Below are 14,926 nucleotides of genomic sequence, written 5' to 3' on the forward strand. Positions count from 1 at the left end.
CATTGTCGATGAGCGCCACGAGGGCACTCGCCCGGAATCGGAAGAACAGGCGTTTCCACCCGTCTACCTTGTTGTTTCCGGGTCTGATTGCGACGGTAGTACGTAACCGACCCGTGTGCCACCGTTCCCGCGCTATTTCACCGCGCGTCACCTGTTCGCCCGTGTGGAAGGGGTCCGCCGGCCCTCGGCGAGGGGGTCCGGCGACCCTCGGAGACGGGATCAGGCGTGGGCGGAAGTGAGCACTCCGACCGGTCGGAAACCCGCCTTCCGGAGGGCGCGTACGGCCTCGCGGGCGGTGGCGCCGGTGGTGACCACGTCGTCGACGACGAGCACCGGCAGCGTCCGCGGCACCGCTCCTGCGCGCACCACGATCCGGCCCGCGAGATTGCGTTGCCGGGCCGCGGCGTCGAGTCCCACGGAGTCGCGCACCCCGGCGGTGGTGCGCAGGACGGGGTGCACGTGCAGGCGCCGGTCGTGGTCCGCGGCTCCGCGGGCCGCGCGGGTGACGGGATCGCCGCCCCGCGCCCGCGCGGCCCGGACCCGGGTGGGGGCGGGCACGACGAGCAGCGGACCGGCCGGCAGTTCGCCCCAGCGCCGCAGCCGCGACACCGCGACCGCCCACGCGAACCCGAGCGGGGCGGCGAGGTCGCGGCGACCGCGTTCCTTCGCGACGATCACGGCGCGGCGTCGGGCGCCCGTGTACGGGCCGAGACTCCACACCGGCACCCCGGGGTCGACGCGGGGTGTCACGCGGGCCGGATGGTCGGCGAGTTCGGCGGCGCAGCGGCGGCACCAGGACGTGCCTGCGGCGCCGCACCCTCCGCACGCGAGGGGCAGCACGAGGTCGAGGAGGGCGGCGAGCACAACGGCAGTGTGCAGGCCGTCACCGACAGCTGCCCGGGTCAGCCCGGCAGGACGGGGATCGCGGCGAGGCCGGCCAGGCCGGGTACCTCCCGCCAGTAGCGGTCGCCCGCCGGGTCGCGGTTGTTGAGCTGGAAGACGGTGCGCGAGTCGGCGACGAACTCGCTCGCCGTCGACGCCTCCACCGCCACGACCGGCGGGGTGAGGTTGCGGCTCGGCAGCGCGTCGATCCGGGAGCCGTCCACCGCGATCTGCACGACCGGCACGTCGGAGGCCGCGCGGGAGACGACGATCGTGTCGGCCGTGCTCCAGTCCAGCGCCAGCGCGGGGCCGCCGAGGCCGAAGCCGATCTCGCGGGGGTTGGTGAGGGCGTACTCGCCGCTGGTCGTGGGCACCACGGTCGCGACGAACACCCGGCCGTCGACGATCAGTGCGGCGCGCACCCCGTCGCGGGACAGGCGCAGTTCGCTGATCCGGCCGCCGAGGCCGCGGACGGCTCCGGCCTCCACGCCGACCACGGTGACGCGGCCGGTGCCGGGTTCGCGGACCGCGCGCACCACCGCGGTGCCGTTGACGACCGCCCACACGGAGTTGTTGTTCGGCGCCCAGGACGGGCGGGTGATGAACTCGCCGTCGACGGCGGGTTCGGCGACCCCGTCGGTGTAGGTACCGATCATGAGCTGGGCGGCGGGTTCGGGAGCGGGTTTGCCGGTGGACTGGACGGCGGCGACGAGTTCCCCGTCGAGCGACAGGGCGACGGACTGCAGGTCGGTGGCGTTGCCGAAGAAGCCGCGCACCGGGGTGACCCCGTTCTCGGCGACGCTGACCAGGCCTCCGTCGAGCAGGGCGTGCAGGCCGACCGTGACGCTGGAGGCGGCGAGGGGGTTCATCGACGCCACGTCGGCGGTGGTCCACCCGTTGGGGAACCGTTCGTCGAGGGGCTGCCCGTCGGCGAGCAGCTGATAGGGGCCACTGATGTCGGCATTGGCGAGCGTCCAGATCACCTGGGCGGCGAGCAGTTCCCGGTCCTGCCGGCTCATCGTGCCGATGCCCTGGAAGTCGATGCGGATGCCGCCGAGCCCGACGCCCACGTCCGTGGTGCGGCCGTCGGCCTTGGTCACTGCGCCGACGACGGTGAGGCCCTCGAGCAGGTTCTGCACGGCCGGTGCGAGCACGGTCTTGGGGCCCTCGACGAGCAGGCCGATCAGCTGCGCCGCCGTCTGCTCGGGGGTGCCGGTGATCCAGCGCGGGTCGGGGACGATCGCGGTGCCGGACGGGTCGACGAAGTACAGCGACCGGCTGCGGTAGCTGTTGAGGAAGCGCGGGCGGTCCATGATCACGCCCGGCGGCATCTCGTCGATGCGCCACTCCCCGTCGGTACGCACGAGCGAGAAGCGGGCCTCGAAGGGACCGTCGGCGGCCCGGTAGACGCCGCCCTCCTCGAGATGGCCGACCGTGTTGGCCCGCACCACGTAGGTGGCGGAGTCGCCGTCGCGTTGCTCGACGAGGACGTCGACCTTGTCGACGATGGTCGTGCTCGCGGCGTCGTCCCACCGCTGCGACATGCTGCCGGTGAGGAACTGCCGGGCGGCGCGGTGCCGGTTGGTGGGGTCGGTGCTGGCCTGCAGGAAGTCGCGCAGCAGCAGGTCCGGTTCGCGGCCGGGGACTGGTGCGGCGACCTCCGTGGTCGACGGTCCCCGCTCGAGGGTGCCGATGGCCTGCGGGGACGACGAGTCGGGCAGGGTCGCGCAGCCGGACACCACGAGGCCGAGCACCGTCAGCAGCACGACGAGCACGCCCGCCCGGCGCGGGATCGAGCGGGTCATGGGGCGGCTCCTTCGGACGGCGAGTCGGTCGGCCGGTTCGCCGGGGGTGCTGCTTCGTGCGGGGCTGCGTCGTGGGGCGGGACCGCGCCGTCGGGTGGGACCGCGCCGTCGGGTGGGACCGGGCCGTCGGAAGGTGCGGGAGTGCTCGACGTGTCCTCCACACGCCACCCGCCCACGGCAGGGCCCTCGGGATCGGACGCGGACTCCGGCGGCTTGCCCTGCACCGCCTTCACCGCGCTGGGCACCAGCGGAAGCGGGCTGCGGCCCACCTTGCGGCCCCGTTCGCGGGGCAGGGTGAGGCGGAAGCTGGCGCCACGGCCTGGTTCGCCCCACGCCTCGAGCTTGCCGTTGTGCAGGTTCGCGTCCTCGACGCTGATGGCCAGGCCGAGGCCGGTGCCGCCGGAGCGGCGGACCCGGGACGGGTCGGAACGCCAGAACCGGTTGAAGACGAGCTTCTCCTCGCCGGGGCGCAGGCCGATGCCCTGGTCGCGCACGACGAAGGCCGCGGCGGTGTCGTCGGCACGCAGCCGCAGCAGGATGGGCTTGCCCTCGCCGTGGTCGATGGCGTTCGCCAGTAGGTTCCGCAGGATGCGTTCGACGCGGCGCGGATCGACCTCGGCCTCGACGGGTTCGTCGGGCAGGTCGACGATGAGTTCGGTGGCGGTCTCGCGGGCGAGATGCCGCACGGTCGAGACGGCGGCGCGGGCACACATGCGCAGGTCGAGGCGTTCGGCGGCGAGTTCGGCGACGCCCGCGTCGTGGCGGGAGATCTCGAGCAGGTCGTTGAGCAGGCTCTCGAACCGGTCGAGTTCGGTGACGAGCAGTTCGGAGGACCGCTTGAGCATCGGGTCGAGGTCGTCGCTGGCGTCGTGGATGAGGTCGGCGGCCATGCGGACGGTGGTGAGCGGGGTGCGCAGTTCGTGGCTCACATCGGAGGTGAACCGTTTCTGCAGGTTGCCGTACTCCTCGAGCTGGGTGATCTGCCGGGACAGGCTCTCGGCCATCTCGTTGAACGACATCGCCAGCCGCGCCATGTCGTCCTCACCGCGGACCGGCATGCGTTCCTTGAGCCGGCCGTCGGCGAACCGCACGGCGATGCGGGAGGCCGACCGGATCGGCAGCACGACCTGCCGCGCGACGATCATCGAGATCGCGGCGAGCAGCACGAGCAGCACCACGGCGCCGACGAGGAGGGTGCCGCGGACCAGCGCGAGGGTGCGTTCCTCACCACCGAGCGGGAAGATCAGGTACAACTCGAGGGTGGAGATGTCGGAGTCGGTGGGGCTGCCGACGATGAGCGCCGGGCCGGTGTAACCCTCCGGATCCGCCACCGTCGCGAACTGGTAGGCGATCTGACCGTTCTGGACGAAGGCGCGCAGGTTCTGCGGGATCTGGTCGGCGGGACCACTCGCGGTGGGGGCCCGCGGCCCCTCACCGGGCACGATGAGCACGGGATCGAAGGTGCCGGCGACGCCGGTGTCCTGTCCCCCGTCGCTGCCGCGGTTGGTCAGCGTCGCCGCGGCCCCGTCGAGACGCACCGCGAGCGAGCCGGAATCGTCGGCACCCGCGAGTTGCGCCTCGACCAGGGCGCGGGAGCGTTCCATCTCCTCGGTCGCGGCGTCGATCTTCACTTCGAGCAGGCGGTCGGTGATCTGACTCGTGAGCACCACACCGAGGACGAACATGACGATCACCGACAGCGTGAGGGTCGAGGTCACGACCCTCAGCTGCAACGAGCGTCGCCAGGTGTGCGCGATGCGGCTGCTCACCGATCGCGACCACCTCACCAGCGGCAGCGTTCTGCGTGTGATACGCCGCCGTAGCCGGTAGGTACGGATCACGGCGGTCCGGCCTTGTAGCCGACCCCCCGCACCGTGAGAACCGCCTGGGGATTCTCGGGATCCTTCTCGACCTTGGCACGCAGCCGCTGGACGTGGACGTTCACGAGACGGGTGTCGGCGGCGTGCCGGTAGCCCCAGACCTGCTCGAGCAGGACCTCACGGGTGAACACCTGCCGCGGCTTGCGGGCGAGGGCGACCAGCAGGTCGAACTCCAGCGGGGTGAGCGAGATGGTCTCGTCGCCGCGGGTCACCTTGTGGGCCGGGACGTCGATCGTCAGGTCGCCGATGGTGAGGACCTCCGCCGGCTCCTGCTCGGTGCGGCGCAGGCGGGCCCGCACCCGGGCGACGAGTTCCTTCGGCTTGAACGGCTTGACGATGTAGTCGTCGGCGCCGGATTCGAGGCCGAGGACGACGTCGACGGTGTCGGACTTGGCGGTGAGCATCACGATGGGCACACCGGAATCGGCGCGGAGCACCCGGCAGACGTCGATCCCGTTCATGCCCGGAAGCATGAGATCGAGCAGTACCAGATCCGGGCGGATCTCACGGACGGCCCCGAGCGCCTGGGTGCCGTCTCCCACCACGAACGGTTCGAATCCCTCGCCGCGCAGCACGATGGTGAGCATCTCCGCCAACGCGGTGTCGTCGTCGACTACCAGAATCCTCGGCTTCATGTCCCTATCGTGTCACCCCTTCACCGTCGTGAAGCAGATTTGAGATGCGAACGGCGAGTTGCTGCGGGTCCGTATCGGGGCCCGCCACCTCCCAGGTCGACATCCAGTGCCGTTGCGCGAGTCCGTCGTACACCTCGCCCGTCCGGCACTGCAGATCGCCGTCGCGCTCGTAGGCGTCGCGTTCGCGGTCCGCCTCGGTGGCGGCGCGGTGGCGTGCCCGCTCGGCGGCCAGGGCGACGGGAACCCGCAGCAGCAGCTGCAGATCCGGCACCGGCAGGCCGAACCGATCGAATTCGAGCTGCCGGATCCACTCGACGGCCGGGCCCGCCGCGTCCTGGTGGCGACGGGCCGCGGTGTACGCGGCGTTGGACGCCACATAGCGGTCGAGCAACACGATGTCGTTGGTGGAGAGCATCTCCCGCAGCTCGTCGGCGGCCTCGCGCCGGTCGAGCGCCCACAGCAGGGCCATCGCCTCCACACTCGACGCGGTGTCGCCGTGCTGTCCGCGCAGCGCCTCCGCGCCCAGGTCGGCGTGGATGGAACGGCCGTAGCGGGGGAAGGCCAGCGTCGCGACCTTCCTCCCCTCGGCCCGCCAGGTGCCGACGAGGCCGGCGGACAGCGTCCGTTTGCCGGCCCCGTCGAGACCCTCGACGACGATCAGATCACCCATGCGGTCTGTTCTGCGATTCTCGCCGAGCGCCGGGGATCAGTAGCGGTAGTGCTCGGGCTTGTACGGGCCCTCGACATCGACACCGATGTACTCGGCCTGCTCCTTGGTGAGCTTGGTGAGCTCGCCACCGAGCGCCTCGACGTGGATCTTCGCGACCTTCTCGTCGAGATGCTTGGGCAGGCGGTAGACCTCGTTGTCGTACTCGTCGTTCTTGGTCCACAGCTCGATCTGCGCGATGACCTGGTTCGCGAACGAGTTGCTCATCACGAACGAGGGGTGGCCGGTGGCGTTGCCCAGGTTCAGCAGGCGACCCTCCGACAGCACGATGATCGAGTGGCCGTCGGCGAAACGGAACTCGTCGACCTGCGGCTTGATGTTGATGCGGGTGACGTCGGCGGCACGCTCGAGACCGGCCATGTCGATCTCGTTGTCGAAGTGGCCGATGTTGCCCAGGATCGCCTGGTGCTTCATCCGCTTCATGTGCTCGAAGGTGATGATGTCCTTGTTGCCGGTCGCGGTGATGACGATGTCGGCCTGCTCGATGAAACCGTCGACCGTGACGACGTCGAAGCCGTCCATGAGCGCCTGCAGCGCGTTGATCGGGTCGATCTCGGTGACGGACACGCGCGCACCCTGGCCGCGCAGCGCCTCGGCGCAGCCCTTGCCGACGTCGCCGTAGCCGCACACGAGGGCGGTCTTGCCGCCGATGAGCACGTCGGTGCCGCGGTTGATGCCGTCGAGCAGCGAGTGGCGGGTGCCGTACTTGTTGTCGAACTTGCTCTTGGTGACCGAGTCGTTGACGTTGATGGCCGGGAACACCAGCTCACCGGCGGCCGACAGCTGGTACAGCCGCAGCACACCCGTGGTGGTCTCCTCGGTGACACCCTTGACGGACTCGGCGATGGTGGTCCACTTCTTCGAGTCGGCGGCCAGCGATCGGCGCAGCAGCTCGAGGAAGACCTTGTACTCGGTGGAGTCGTGCTCCTCGTCGACCGGCGGGACGACCCCGGCCTTCTCGAACTGGGCACCCTTGAGGACGAGCATGGTGGCGTCGCCGCCGTCGTCGAGGATCATGTTGGCGGGCTCACCCGGCCAGGTGAGCATCTGCTCGGCGGCCCACCAGTACTCCTCCAGGGTCTCGCCCTTCCAGGCGAAGACCGGGACGCCCTTGGGCTCCTCGGGGGTGCCGTGCGGGCCGACGACCACGGCGGCGGCCGCGTGGTCCTGGGTCGAGAAGATGTTGCAGGAGGCCCAGCGGACCTGCGCACCGAGCGAGACGAGGGTCTCGATGAGGACCGCGGTCTGCACCGTCATGTGCAGCGATCCGGAGATCCGGGCGCCCTTCAGCGGCTGCACCTCGGCGTACTCGCGACGCAGCGCCATCAGGCCCGGCATCTCGTGTTCCGCGAGCCGGATCTCCTTGCGCCCGAATTCGGCGAGGGACAGATCGGCGACCTTGAAATCGAGACCGTTGACCCGGTCGGCGACGAGCGTGGTGTCAGACACGTGCAGATGCCTCTTCCTGTCGGCAGACTGATGATTGATCCCAGGCTATACAACCCGGGCGCCGAACAGTGAGGTCGCATCCCTCCGGTCAGGCCCCCTCGAGGGGTTCAGCTGCGGACGGCGGCGCGTTCCACGAACGGCACGAGCAGGTCGGCGAGATCGGCGGCGACGTCGCGGCCCGAACTGGGCGGCATCGACACGAAGCTCAGCGCGACCCGCACCACCGCGCGGGCGAGGACACCGCCGTCGTGCTCCGAGGCGCCGATCCAGCTGTGGCAGAAGGTGTCCGTCAGACGGCCCGCGCCGCGTTCGAGGATGGGCGCGGCGTCCGTGGTGATCAGCCGCAGCAGATCCGGTTTCGCCTCGCCGTCGAGCAGCGACCGGATCAGCGGGTCGGCGGCGGAGGCCTCGAAGAAGAACGCGAACCCGTCGACGAGAGCGGCACGGGCATCGCCGGCGTGGGCGTAGACCGAGTCGGCGACGGCGTCGACGAACTCGTCGACCAGGCGCAGCGCGTAGCCCTGGGCGAGGCCCTGCCGCGAGGAGAACTCCTTGTAGAGGGTCTGGCGGCTGATCCCCGCAGCCCGCGCGACATCGCTCATCGTGATCGCCGACCAGTCGCGTTCGAGGAGCAGCTCGCGCATCGCGTCGAGGATCGTCGAGCGCAGCAGCACCCGGCTGGCCTCCTGGAAGGGGACGCGGGTGGGCGCCGGGGTGGCTCCGGTCCGTGCGCGTGCTCTCGCCATGGTCGGAACGTTCTCACGCCGTGCGGACGCCGTCAAAGCGGGCACGCTGCGGTGATCTCATCGCCGCGCGATCTCGACCATCTCGAAATCGGCCTTGGCGGCACCGCAGTCCGGGCACGTCCAGTCGTCGGGGATGTCCTCCCAGCGGGTGCCGGGCTCGATGCCCTCGTCGGGCCAGCCCTGCGCCTCGTCGTACTCGAAGCCGCACACCAGACACCGGAACAGGCGGTACTCGGTATTCATCGCTCGCACTCCTCGTGCTCGGTATTCATCGCTCGCGCTCCTCGAAGTCGATCTTCTCCCGGACCCCGCAGTCGGGGCACGGCCAGTCGTCGGGGACGGCACTCCAGGACGTGCCCGGAGGGAAGCCCTCGCGGGGAGCGCCGGTGGTCTCGTCGTACACGAAGTCGCAGACCGGGCAGCGGTAGGCGGCCACGACGATGTCGTCCTTCCTGTTTCGTACCGGGATGCCGGTTACCGGGCGGAGTCTCCCCCGGCGCCGTAGCGGGCGAGGATCGCCTCGCGCTTGCTCGGTTCGATGTTCACGCGGGTGATGTCGCCGTCGTAGTGCTCGAGCACGCGGTGGTCCATCACCTTCCGCCACAGCGGCGGGAAGTAGGCGAGGGTGATCATCGTGGCGTAGCCGGCGGGCAGCTGCGGCGAGATCTCCATGCTGCGCAGGGTCTGGTAGCGCCGCGTGGGGTTGGCGTGGTGGTCGCTGTGGCGCTGCAGGTGGTAGAGGAAGATGTTCGTCACCAGGTGGTCGCTGTTCCAGCTGTGCGCGGGACTGCAGCGCTCGTACCGGCCCCGGTCCGTCCTCTGCCGGAGCAGACCGTAGTGCTCGAGATAGTTCACGACCTCGAGCAGCGAGAACCCGAAGACCGCCTGGATCAACAGATAGGGCACGATCCCCACACCGAACACCGCGACGAGCACCGCGAAGAGCACGACGGAGATCGCCCACGCGTTGAGCACGTCGTTCTGTGGGCTCCACACCGGCTTGCCGAGCCGCTCGAGACGGGCGCGTTCGAGCCGCCAGGCCGAACGGAGGCTACCGACGACGCTGCGGGGCAGGAACCGCCAGAAGCTCTCCCCGAAGCGTGCGGAGGCCGGGTCCTCGGGGGTGGCGACCCGCACGTGGTGGCCGCGGTTGTGCTCGATGTAGAAGTGGCCGTAGAAGGACGGGGCGAGCGCCCACTTCGACAGGCGGCGTTCGAGTTCGACCTTCTTGTGGCCGAGTTCGTGGGCGGTGTTGATGCCGATGCCGGCCACCACACCCATCGAGATCGCGAGGCCGATCTTCGACACGAGGCCGAGGCCGCCGTCGATGCCGAGCCAGGACAGATCACCGGCCGACCACAGATAGCAGGCGAAGACCAGCGAGGCGTACTGGAACGGCAGGTACAGGTAGGTGCACCAGCGGTAGAACATGTCGTTCTCGAGCTGTTCGAACAGTTCCTCCGGCGGGTTCTCGCCGTCGGGACCGATGAACAGGTCGAGGGTCGGCACGAGTACGTAGACGAGCAGGGGGCCGATCCACCACATCACGGGGGTGACGGCCTGCAGGCCGAGCTGGTTCCCACCCCACACGAGTGCGGTGGCGAGGAACAGGGCGGTCGGCGGAACCAGCCCGAGCAGCCAGAGGTGACGCTTGCGGTCGTGCCATTGCACAGCGGGTTCGGTGGGCGAACCCGGGGAGGCGGTGGTCATGTCGACTCCTCGTCGCGGTCGTCGGTGCCGGTATGTCCACATGGACGTGATGCGCACCACTCTGTGGTTGACTCTAGACCGCATTTCGTTCGAGGTCTAGACATTTGAAGTGATTTGTAAATCTCCCGGGGTGCAGAAACGCCGGAGGGCGAGCTCGTCGAGCTCGCCCTCCGGTCGTGAACGGGGTCTACGTGATCAGGACACCTCACCGAGCTGCGCCCGGAAGACCTGAGTGTCGGCAGCACAGCCGTGTACCGTCGGTTCGCGGTCGCAGGCCGACAGCCAGGCCGAGTCCCCCGGCCGCAGGGTCACACTCTCACCCGCGCACTCCACGCGGGCGATACCGGCGGTGCACAGCAGGATCTGCGGGCTGCCACCGGCGACCGGTGCGACGTCGCCGGGCCCGAGCTCGAACCGCGACAGGGCGAACTCCGGTGCGGGGGTCCGGTACCGCCACTCGAACGCGGCGACCTCCTCCGCCTTCAGGATCGGTACGGAGGCCGCGCCGAAGTCGAGCACCTTGAGCAGTTCGGGGACGTCGACGTGCTTGGGAGTCAGGCCCCCGCGCAGGACGTTGTCGGAGTTCGCCATGATCTCCACGCCCATGCCGTGCAGATAGGCGTGCAGGTTCCCGGCGTCGAGGTAGAGCCCCTCGCCCGGCTGCAGTGTGACCCGGTTGAGCAGCAGGGACGCGAGCACGCCCGCGTCGCCCGGATAGAAGTCGGCGAGCTGCAGGGCGGTGCGGATCTCCGGTACGAAGTCGCGGTCGCCGTTCCCACCGGCGGCCAGATAGCTCACGCAACCGTCGAGCACGCGCGGCAGCAGCGCCGACAGCGCCGGCGGCGGCAGGGTGATCCACGTCGTGAACAGCGCCCGCAGACCGTTCGAATCCGGTTGCCCGGCGAGCAGACCCACGTACGGATCGAGCTCCGGCACCGCGAGGGCCTCGAGCAGTTCGACGGTGCGTTTCGGGTCGCGGAAACCGGCGAGGGCCTCGAAGCGGGTCAGCGCCACCACGAGTTCCGGCTTGTGGCTCGCGTCCTTGTAGTTGCGGACGGGCGAGTCGATGGGGATGTTCTGCGCCTCCTCCCGCGCGAAACCCTCCGCCGCCTGGCGCGCACTCGGATGCGCCTGCAGCGACAGCGGCTCCTCGGCCGCGAGCAGCTTCAGCAGGAACGGCAATCGTGGCCCGAAGGCCTCGACCACACGCTTCCCGAGGGTCGTCTCGGGATCGGCCGTCAGCACCTCGAGCAGCGACACCGCGTCGCCGTCCTCGCCGACGAGCCGCGCCGGGTCCGCGGGATGCGCCCCGAGCCACAGTTCCGCCTCGGGATGATCGGACGGCACCGTCCGGCCGCACAGGGATGCGATCGCGGTGCGCGACCCCCAGGCGTACGAGCGCACCGCGCCTTCGAGTCGATGCACTATCGACCTCCGGCCAGGGCGAGATAAGCGGCGGCCATCTCGGTGCGGACGGTCAACACGGCCACCTGTTCCAGCACGGGGGGTACCGTGCTCGACTCGAATTCCCCCACTACAGACACCAATTCCATATCCGGTAATGCTGCCGCCCTCCGTTGGGCGGCCGATCGATCCGCATCCGTGCTCAGCACGAACACCCGTGCCGGCGCCACCGGCGCCGGGCCGTCCAGTTCCTCGTCGTGGAAGAACGGGTCGTACGGTTCCCCGCTCGCGGTGGTCCCGGCGACCAGCCGGTCGCGCGCCACCAGCACGTCGCTCAGCGCGGCAGCGGCGGCGACGATCCCGGCGGCCTGCAGCAGCGACTCGGCGGCGTGCCGCGCCAGCACCGCGGTGACGGCCGAATCACCGGCCAGGATCACCCTGCGCGACTGCATCCGCACGGCGAGCGCCTTGGCGGGATTGTGGAAGACCTCATTGGACGGGTGGTTCCGCGCCGCCTCGGCGTCGACGGCGTCCGCCACGTCGGCGAGCGCCGGTAGCCCGGGGATCCGCGTGGCGCTCTGCAGCACCCCGATCACGGCGCACAGCACCGCTACGTGCCGCGCGAGCACGTAACGCGTCTGCACGTGCACGCGCGGGGGCAGCATCACGGCGCGACCGGCGGCGACGGCCCGCACGGGACCCTCGTCCGGGGCATCGACGACGACCTCGGCGCTGCGGCGCAGACCGGCGTCGACGGCGCGAGCCAGTTGCGGATCGCCGGCGTCGTTCCCGGCGACGACCACCACGTCGAGGGCACCCACCCAGGGCGGGGTCGCGGGGGCGGAGACCAGCGGCACCGCGGACTGTTCGGAGAACAGCGCGACGACGAGCTGGGCCGCCAGACGCGACCGGGCGTCGGTGCCCACGAACACGACGCTGCGCGGGTGCATCCCCTCGATGCGGTCCAGCTGTCGTTCCTCGACCGCCGCGGCGACCGCCCGGATCTGGGCGCCACCGAGGGCCGCGCTCCGCAGGATGCCGTCGACGTCGGCGGCGAGCACGCTGCCCGCATCGTCGAAATCGAACAGCGGTGACGGTGCCGTCACGACCACATCACCTTCCTTCCGCCGCCGCGACATCGGCGTCGCGCCGATCTCGTTCCGACCCTCCGCCGACACGACATCGGCACGTCATCGAACGGACACCGGCACGACATGTGCCGACTTCTCGATTATTCCCGTTGTCCGACCGCTTACGCACGAACGACGGAAAGGATCTCCCTCACGAGAGCGTCCACCTCGTCGGCGGTCCGCGCCTCGACGTTCAGCCGCAGCAGCGGCTCGGTGTTCGACGCACGCAGGTTGAACCAGGCGTGGTCGGGCAGATCCACGGTCACCCCGTCGAGCCGGTCCACCGACACGGCGCGATCGGCGAAGGCCGCGACGACGGCCTCGGTGCGCTCGTCGGCGTCGGCGACGGTGGAGTTGATCTCCCCCGAGGCGGCGTAACGGTTGTACGAGCTCATCAGCTCCGAGAGCGTGCCGTCGGCGCCGGCGAGCGCGGCGAGCACGTGCAACGCGGCGAGCATGCCGGAATCGGCACCCCAGAAGTCGCGGAAGTAGTAGTGCGCCGAGTGCTCGCCACCGAAGACCGCACCGGTCTCGGCCATCTGCTGCTTGATGAACGAGTGCCCGACGCGGGTGCGCACCGGCTTGCCGCCCTGCTCGGTGACCAGCTCGGGAACCACCCGGGAGGTGATGAGGTTGTGGATGATCGTCGCGCCCGGCTCCTTGGCGAGCTCGCGGGAGGCGACGAGCGCCGTCACCGCGGACGGGGTGACCGGCTCGCCGCGCTCGTCGACGACGAAGCAGCGGTCGGCGTCACCGTCGAAGGCCAGGCCGACGTCGGCGCCGGACTCGACGACCAGCCGCTGCAGGTCGACGAGATTCTTCGGATCGAGCGGGTTGGCCTCGTGGTTGGGGAAGGTGCCGTCGAGCTCGAAGTACAGCGGGACCAGTTCGACGGGCAGCGCCCCGAGGACTGCGGGGACGGTGTGCCCACCCATGCCGTTGCCGGCGTCCACGGCGACCTTGAGCGGGCGCATCTCCGACAGGTCCACCAGGCCGCGGACGAACGAGGCGTACTCGTCGAGCACGTCGCGTTCGGTGATGCTGCCACGGGGACCGTCGTAGGACGGCACACCGTCGATCAGGTCCCGGGTGATGGTGCCCAGGCCGGTGTCCTGGCCGACCGGCTTCGCCCCGGCCCGGCACAGCTTGATGCCGTTGTACTTGGCGGGGTTGTGGCTGGCGGTGAACATCGCTCCGGGCGCGTCGAGGATGCCCGAGGCGAAGTAGAGCTGGTCGGTGGAGGCCAGGCCGATGGTGACGACGTCGAGGCCCTGCTCGGTCACGCCCTCGGCGAAGGCCCGGGACAGGGACGGCGAGGAGGCACGCATGTCGTGACCCACCACGACCCGGCTCGCCCCGCCCTCGTTGCGCAGCAGACGCGCGAAGGAAGCACCCACCTCGCGGACGAACTCGTCGTCGATCTGTTCACCGACCACTCCGCGGACGTCGTACGCCTTGATGACCGCTGACACCGACTCGGCAGCTCTCGCCACTGTTTTCGCTCCTGAGACTCGACTGGTGCGATGCCGTCCTCCGCGGCCTCGCACTCCGATCAGCCTAGTGGGACCGGACTCAGGAGGTGGGATCGGGAAGAACCCGCAGATGTCCGCGCCGTCCGGTGCGGGCGGTGGGGGGCACGACCGCGCGCTGCGCGTCGTCGGAGCTCTCATCGGTCGAATCGGGTTTGGCCCGCTCCCCCAGGCCGGCCTCGCGCACTGCCTCTGCCAGCGCCGTCAGGTCGTCCTCGTCCGGGGTGGTCGACGAGAAGGCCCCCTCGTACCGGACCAGTTCCCAGCCCTTGGGGGCGGTGATGCGCGAGCCGTGCATCTCGCAGAGATCCCACGAGTGCGGCTCCGCGACGGTCGCCAGCGGCCCGACAACGGCGGTGGAGTCCGAGTACACGTAGGTCAACGTCGCGACAGCAGGGTTCTTGCACCCAGGCCGGCAGCATCGACGCAGTGTTCTCACGACTGGGAGCGTAGCGCGCCGAGCGCCGAAGGACTATTCGGACACACCGTGACCGGGATCCGGATTTTCGTGTCGTAGTGTCCATGGCATGGTCCGCGCACGTCGTTCCCGCCCTGTCTCGTCCCGTTCCGTGACGCGTCGCGGCCGGGGAATCCGGGGCCCGCTGCTCCCCCAGAGCCTGCCCGCCTGGAAGACACGCGCCGAGAAGTTCGACCTGCTCGTGCTCGAGGCGTTCGCGCCGATCGACGGTCTGTGGCACGACCGACTCACCAAGCTCGACATCGCCGTGGACGAGGTGCCGAAGATCCGCGCCCGCGACCCCGACACGGTCACCTGGCCCGACGAGGTGGTCGCGGACGGTCCGGTGCCTCTGTCGCGGCTCGTGCCCGCCGGCATCGACCGGCGCGGCGCCGCGACCCGCGCACGGATCGTGCTGTTCCGCCGACCGCTCGAACTGCGGGCGAAGGATCCCGAGGATCTGCGGGATCTGGTGCACGACGTGCTCGTGCAGCAGGTCGCGACCTATCTCGGGGTCGAACCCGAGGTCGTCGACCCGGATCTCGACGAGGACGAGGACTGATCGCACCGCG

Annotated in this window: 15 protein-coding genes; 1 reads left to right on the forward strand and 14 read right to left on the reverse strand. The window is 70.2% G+C overall.

Annotated features, from left to right (window positions below; genetic code table 11):
• Window positions 1–219 precede the first annotated feature (219 nt).
• From OED52_RS14230 to OED52_RS14295, 14 genes are all read right to left on the reverse strand, one after another.
• On the reverse strand, window positions 220–864 hold the full coding sequence (locus OED52_RS14230; protein WP_264151512.1) for a ComF family protein: 645 nt from the start codon (window positions 862–864) through the stop codon (window positions 220–222).
• 38 nt (window positions 865–902) lie between these two features.
• The gene (lpqB, locus tag OED52_RS14235; RefSeq protein ID WP_264151513.1) at window positions 903–2,687 is read right to left on the reverse strand and encodes an MtrAB system accessory lipoprotein LpqB; all 1,785 of its coding nucleotides are present in this window, start codon (window positions 2,685–2,687) and stop codon (window positions 903–905) included.
• The gene (gene mtrB, locus OED52_RS14240; RefSeq protein ID WP_264151514.1) at window positions 2,684–4,528 is read right to left on the reverse strand and encodes an MtrAB system histidine kinase MtrB; all 1,845 of its coding nucleotides are present in this window, start codon (window positions 4,526–4,528) and stop codon (window positions 2,684–2,686) included. The genes lpqB and mtrB overlap by 4 nt, the downstream gene beginning before the upstream one ends.
• Complete coding sequence (gene mtrA, locus OED52_RS14245) at window positions 4,525–5,202, reverse strand: MtrAB system response regulator MtrA (RefSeq protein WP_264151515.1); 678 nt, start codon at window positions 5,200–5,202, stop codon at window positions 4,525–4,527. The genes mtrB and mtrA overlap by 4 nt, the downstream gene beginning before the upstream one ends.
• Window positions 5,203–5,206: 4 nt before the next feature.
• On the reverse strand, window positions 5,207–5,872 hold the full coding sequence (locus tag OED52_RS14250) for a dTMP kinase (protein ID WP_264151516.1): 666 nt from the start codon (window positions 5,870–5,872) through the stop codon (window positions 5,207–5,209).
• A gap of 36 nt (window positions 5,873–5,908) precedes the next feature.
• The gene (gene ahcY / locus OED52_RS14255; RefSeq protein WP_264151517.1) at window positions 5,909–7,378 is read right to left on the reverse strand and encodes an adenosylhomocysteinase; all 1,470 of its coding nucleotides are present in this window, start codon (window positions 7,376–7,378) and stop codon (window positions 5,909–5,911) included.
• A 107-nt stretch (window positions 7,379–7,485) separates the two neighbouring features.
• On the reverse strand, window positions 7,486–8,124 hold the full coding sequence (locus OED52_RS14260) for a TetR/AcrR family transcriptional regulator (RefSeq protein WP_264151518.1): 639 nt from the start codon (window positions 8,122–8,124) through the stop codon (window positions 7,486–7,488).
• Window positions 8,125–8,181: 57 nt separating this feature from the next.
• Window positions 8,182–8,367, reverse strand: coding sequence for a rubredoxin (locus OED52_RS14265; protein ID WP_264151519.1), 186 nt, complete (start codon window positions 8,365–8,367; stop codon window positions 8,182–8,184).
• Between the two features lie 25 nt (window positions 8,368–8,392).
• The gene (locus OED52_RS14270) at window positions 8,393–8,560 is read right to left on the reverse strand and encodes a rubredoxin (protein ID WP_264151520.1); all 168 of its coding nucleotides are present in this window, start codon (window positions 8,558–8,560) and stop codon (window positions 8,393–8,395) included.
• A 38-nt stretch (window positions 8,561–8,598) separates the two neighbouring features.
• Window positions 8,599–9,834: an alkane 1-monooxygenase gene (locus tag OED52_RS14275; protein WP_264151521.1), complete on the reverse strand. Its 1,236-nt coding sequence runs from the start codon at window positions 9,832–9,834 to the stop codon at window positions 8,599–8,601.
• Between the two features lie 195 nt (window positions 9,835–10,029).
• Window positions 10,030–11,259: a mannose-6-phosphate isomerase, class I gene (manA, locus tag OED52_RS14280; protein ID WP_264151522.1), complete on the reverse strand. Its 1,230-nt coding sequence runs from the start codon at window positions 11,257–11,259 to the stop codon at window positions 10,030–10,032.
• Window positions 11,259–12,344, reverse strand: coding sequence for an SIS domain-containing protein (locus OED52_RS14285; RefSeq protein WP_264151523.1), 1,086 nt, complete (start codon window positions 12,342–12,344; stop codon window positions 11,259–11,261). Before OED52_RS14285 ends, manA begins: the two co-directional genes overlap by 1 nt.
• 146 nt (window positions 12,345–12,490) lie before the next feature.
• Window positions 12,491–13,861 (reverse strand): phosphomannomutase/phosphoglucomutase, encoded by a 1,371-nt coding sequence (locus tag OED52_RS14290; protein WP_264151524.1) that lies wholly within the window; start codon window positions 13,859–13,861, stop codon window positions 12,491–12,493.
• A 79-nt stretch (window positions 13,862–13,940) separates the two neighbouring features.
• Window positions 13,941–14,336: a DUF3499 domain-containing protein gene (locus OED52_RS14295; protein ID WP_264151525.1), complete on the reverse strand. Its 396-nt coding sequence runs from the start codon at window positions 14,334–14,336 to the stop codon at window positions 13,941–13,943.
• Between the two features lie 88 nt (window positions 14,337–14,424).
• Between OED52_RS14295 and OED52_RS14300 the strand changes: the two genes are divergently transcribed.
• Window positions 14,425–14,916 carry a metallopeptidase family protein gene (locus OED52_RS14300; RefSeq protein WP_264151526.1) on the forward strand — a complete coding sequence of 164 codons (492 nt, stop codon included), beginning with the start codon at window positions 14,425–14,427 and terminating at the stop codon, window positions 14,914–14,916.
• Window positions 14,917–14,926: the final 10 nt, after the last annotated feature.

The organism is Rhodococcus sp. Z13, assembly GCF_025837095.1.
Classification (GTDB): Bacteria; Actinomycetota; Actinomycetes; order Mycobacteriales; family Mycobacteriaceae; genus Rhodococcus; species Rhodococcus sacchari.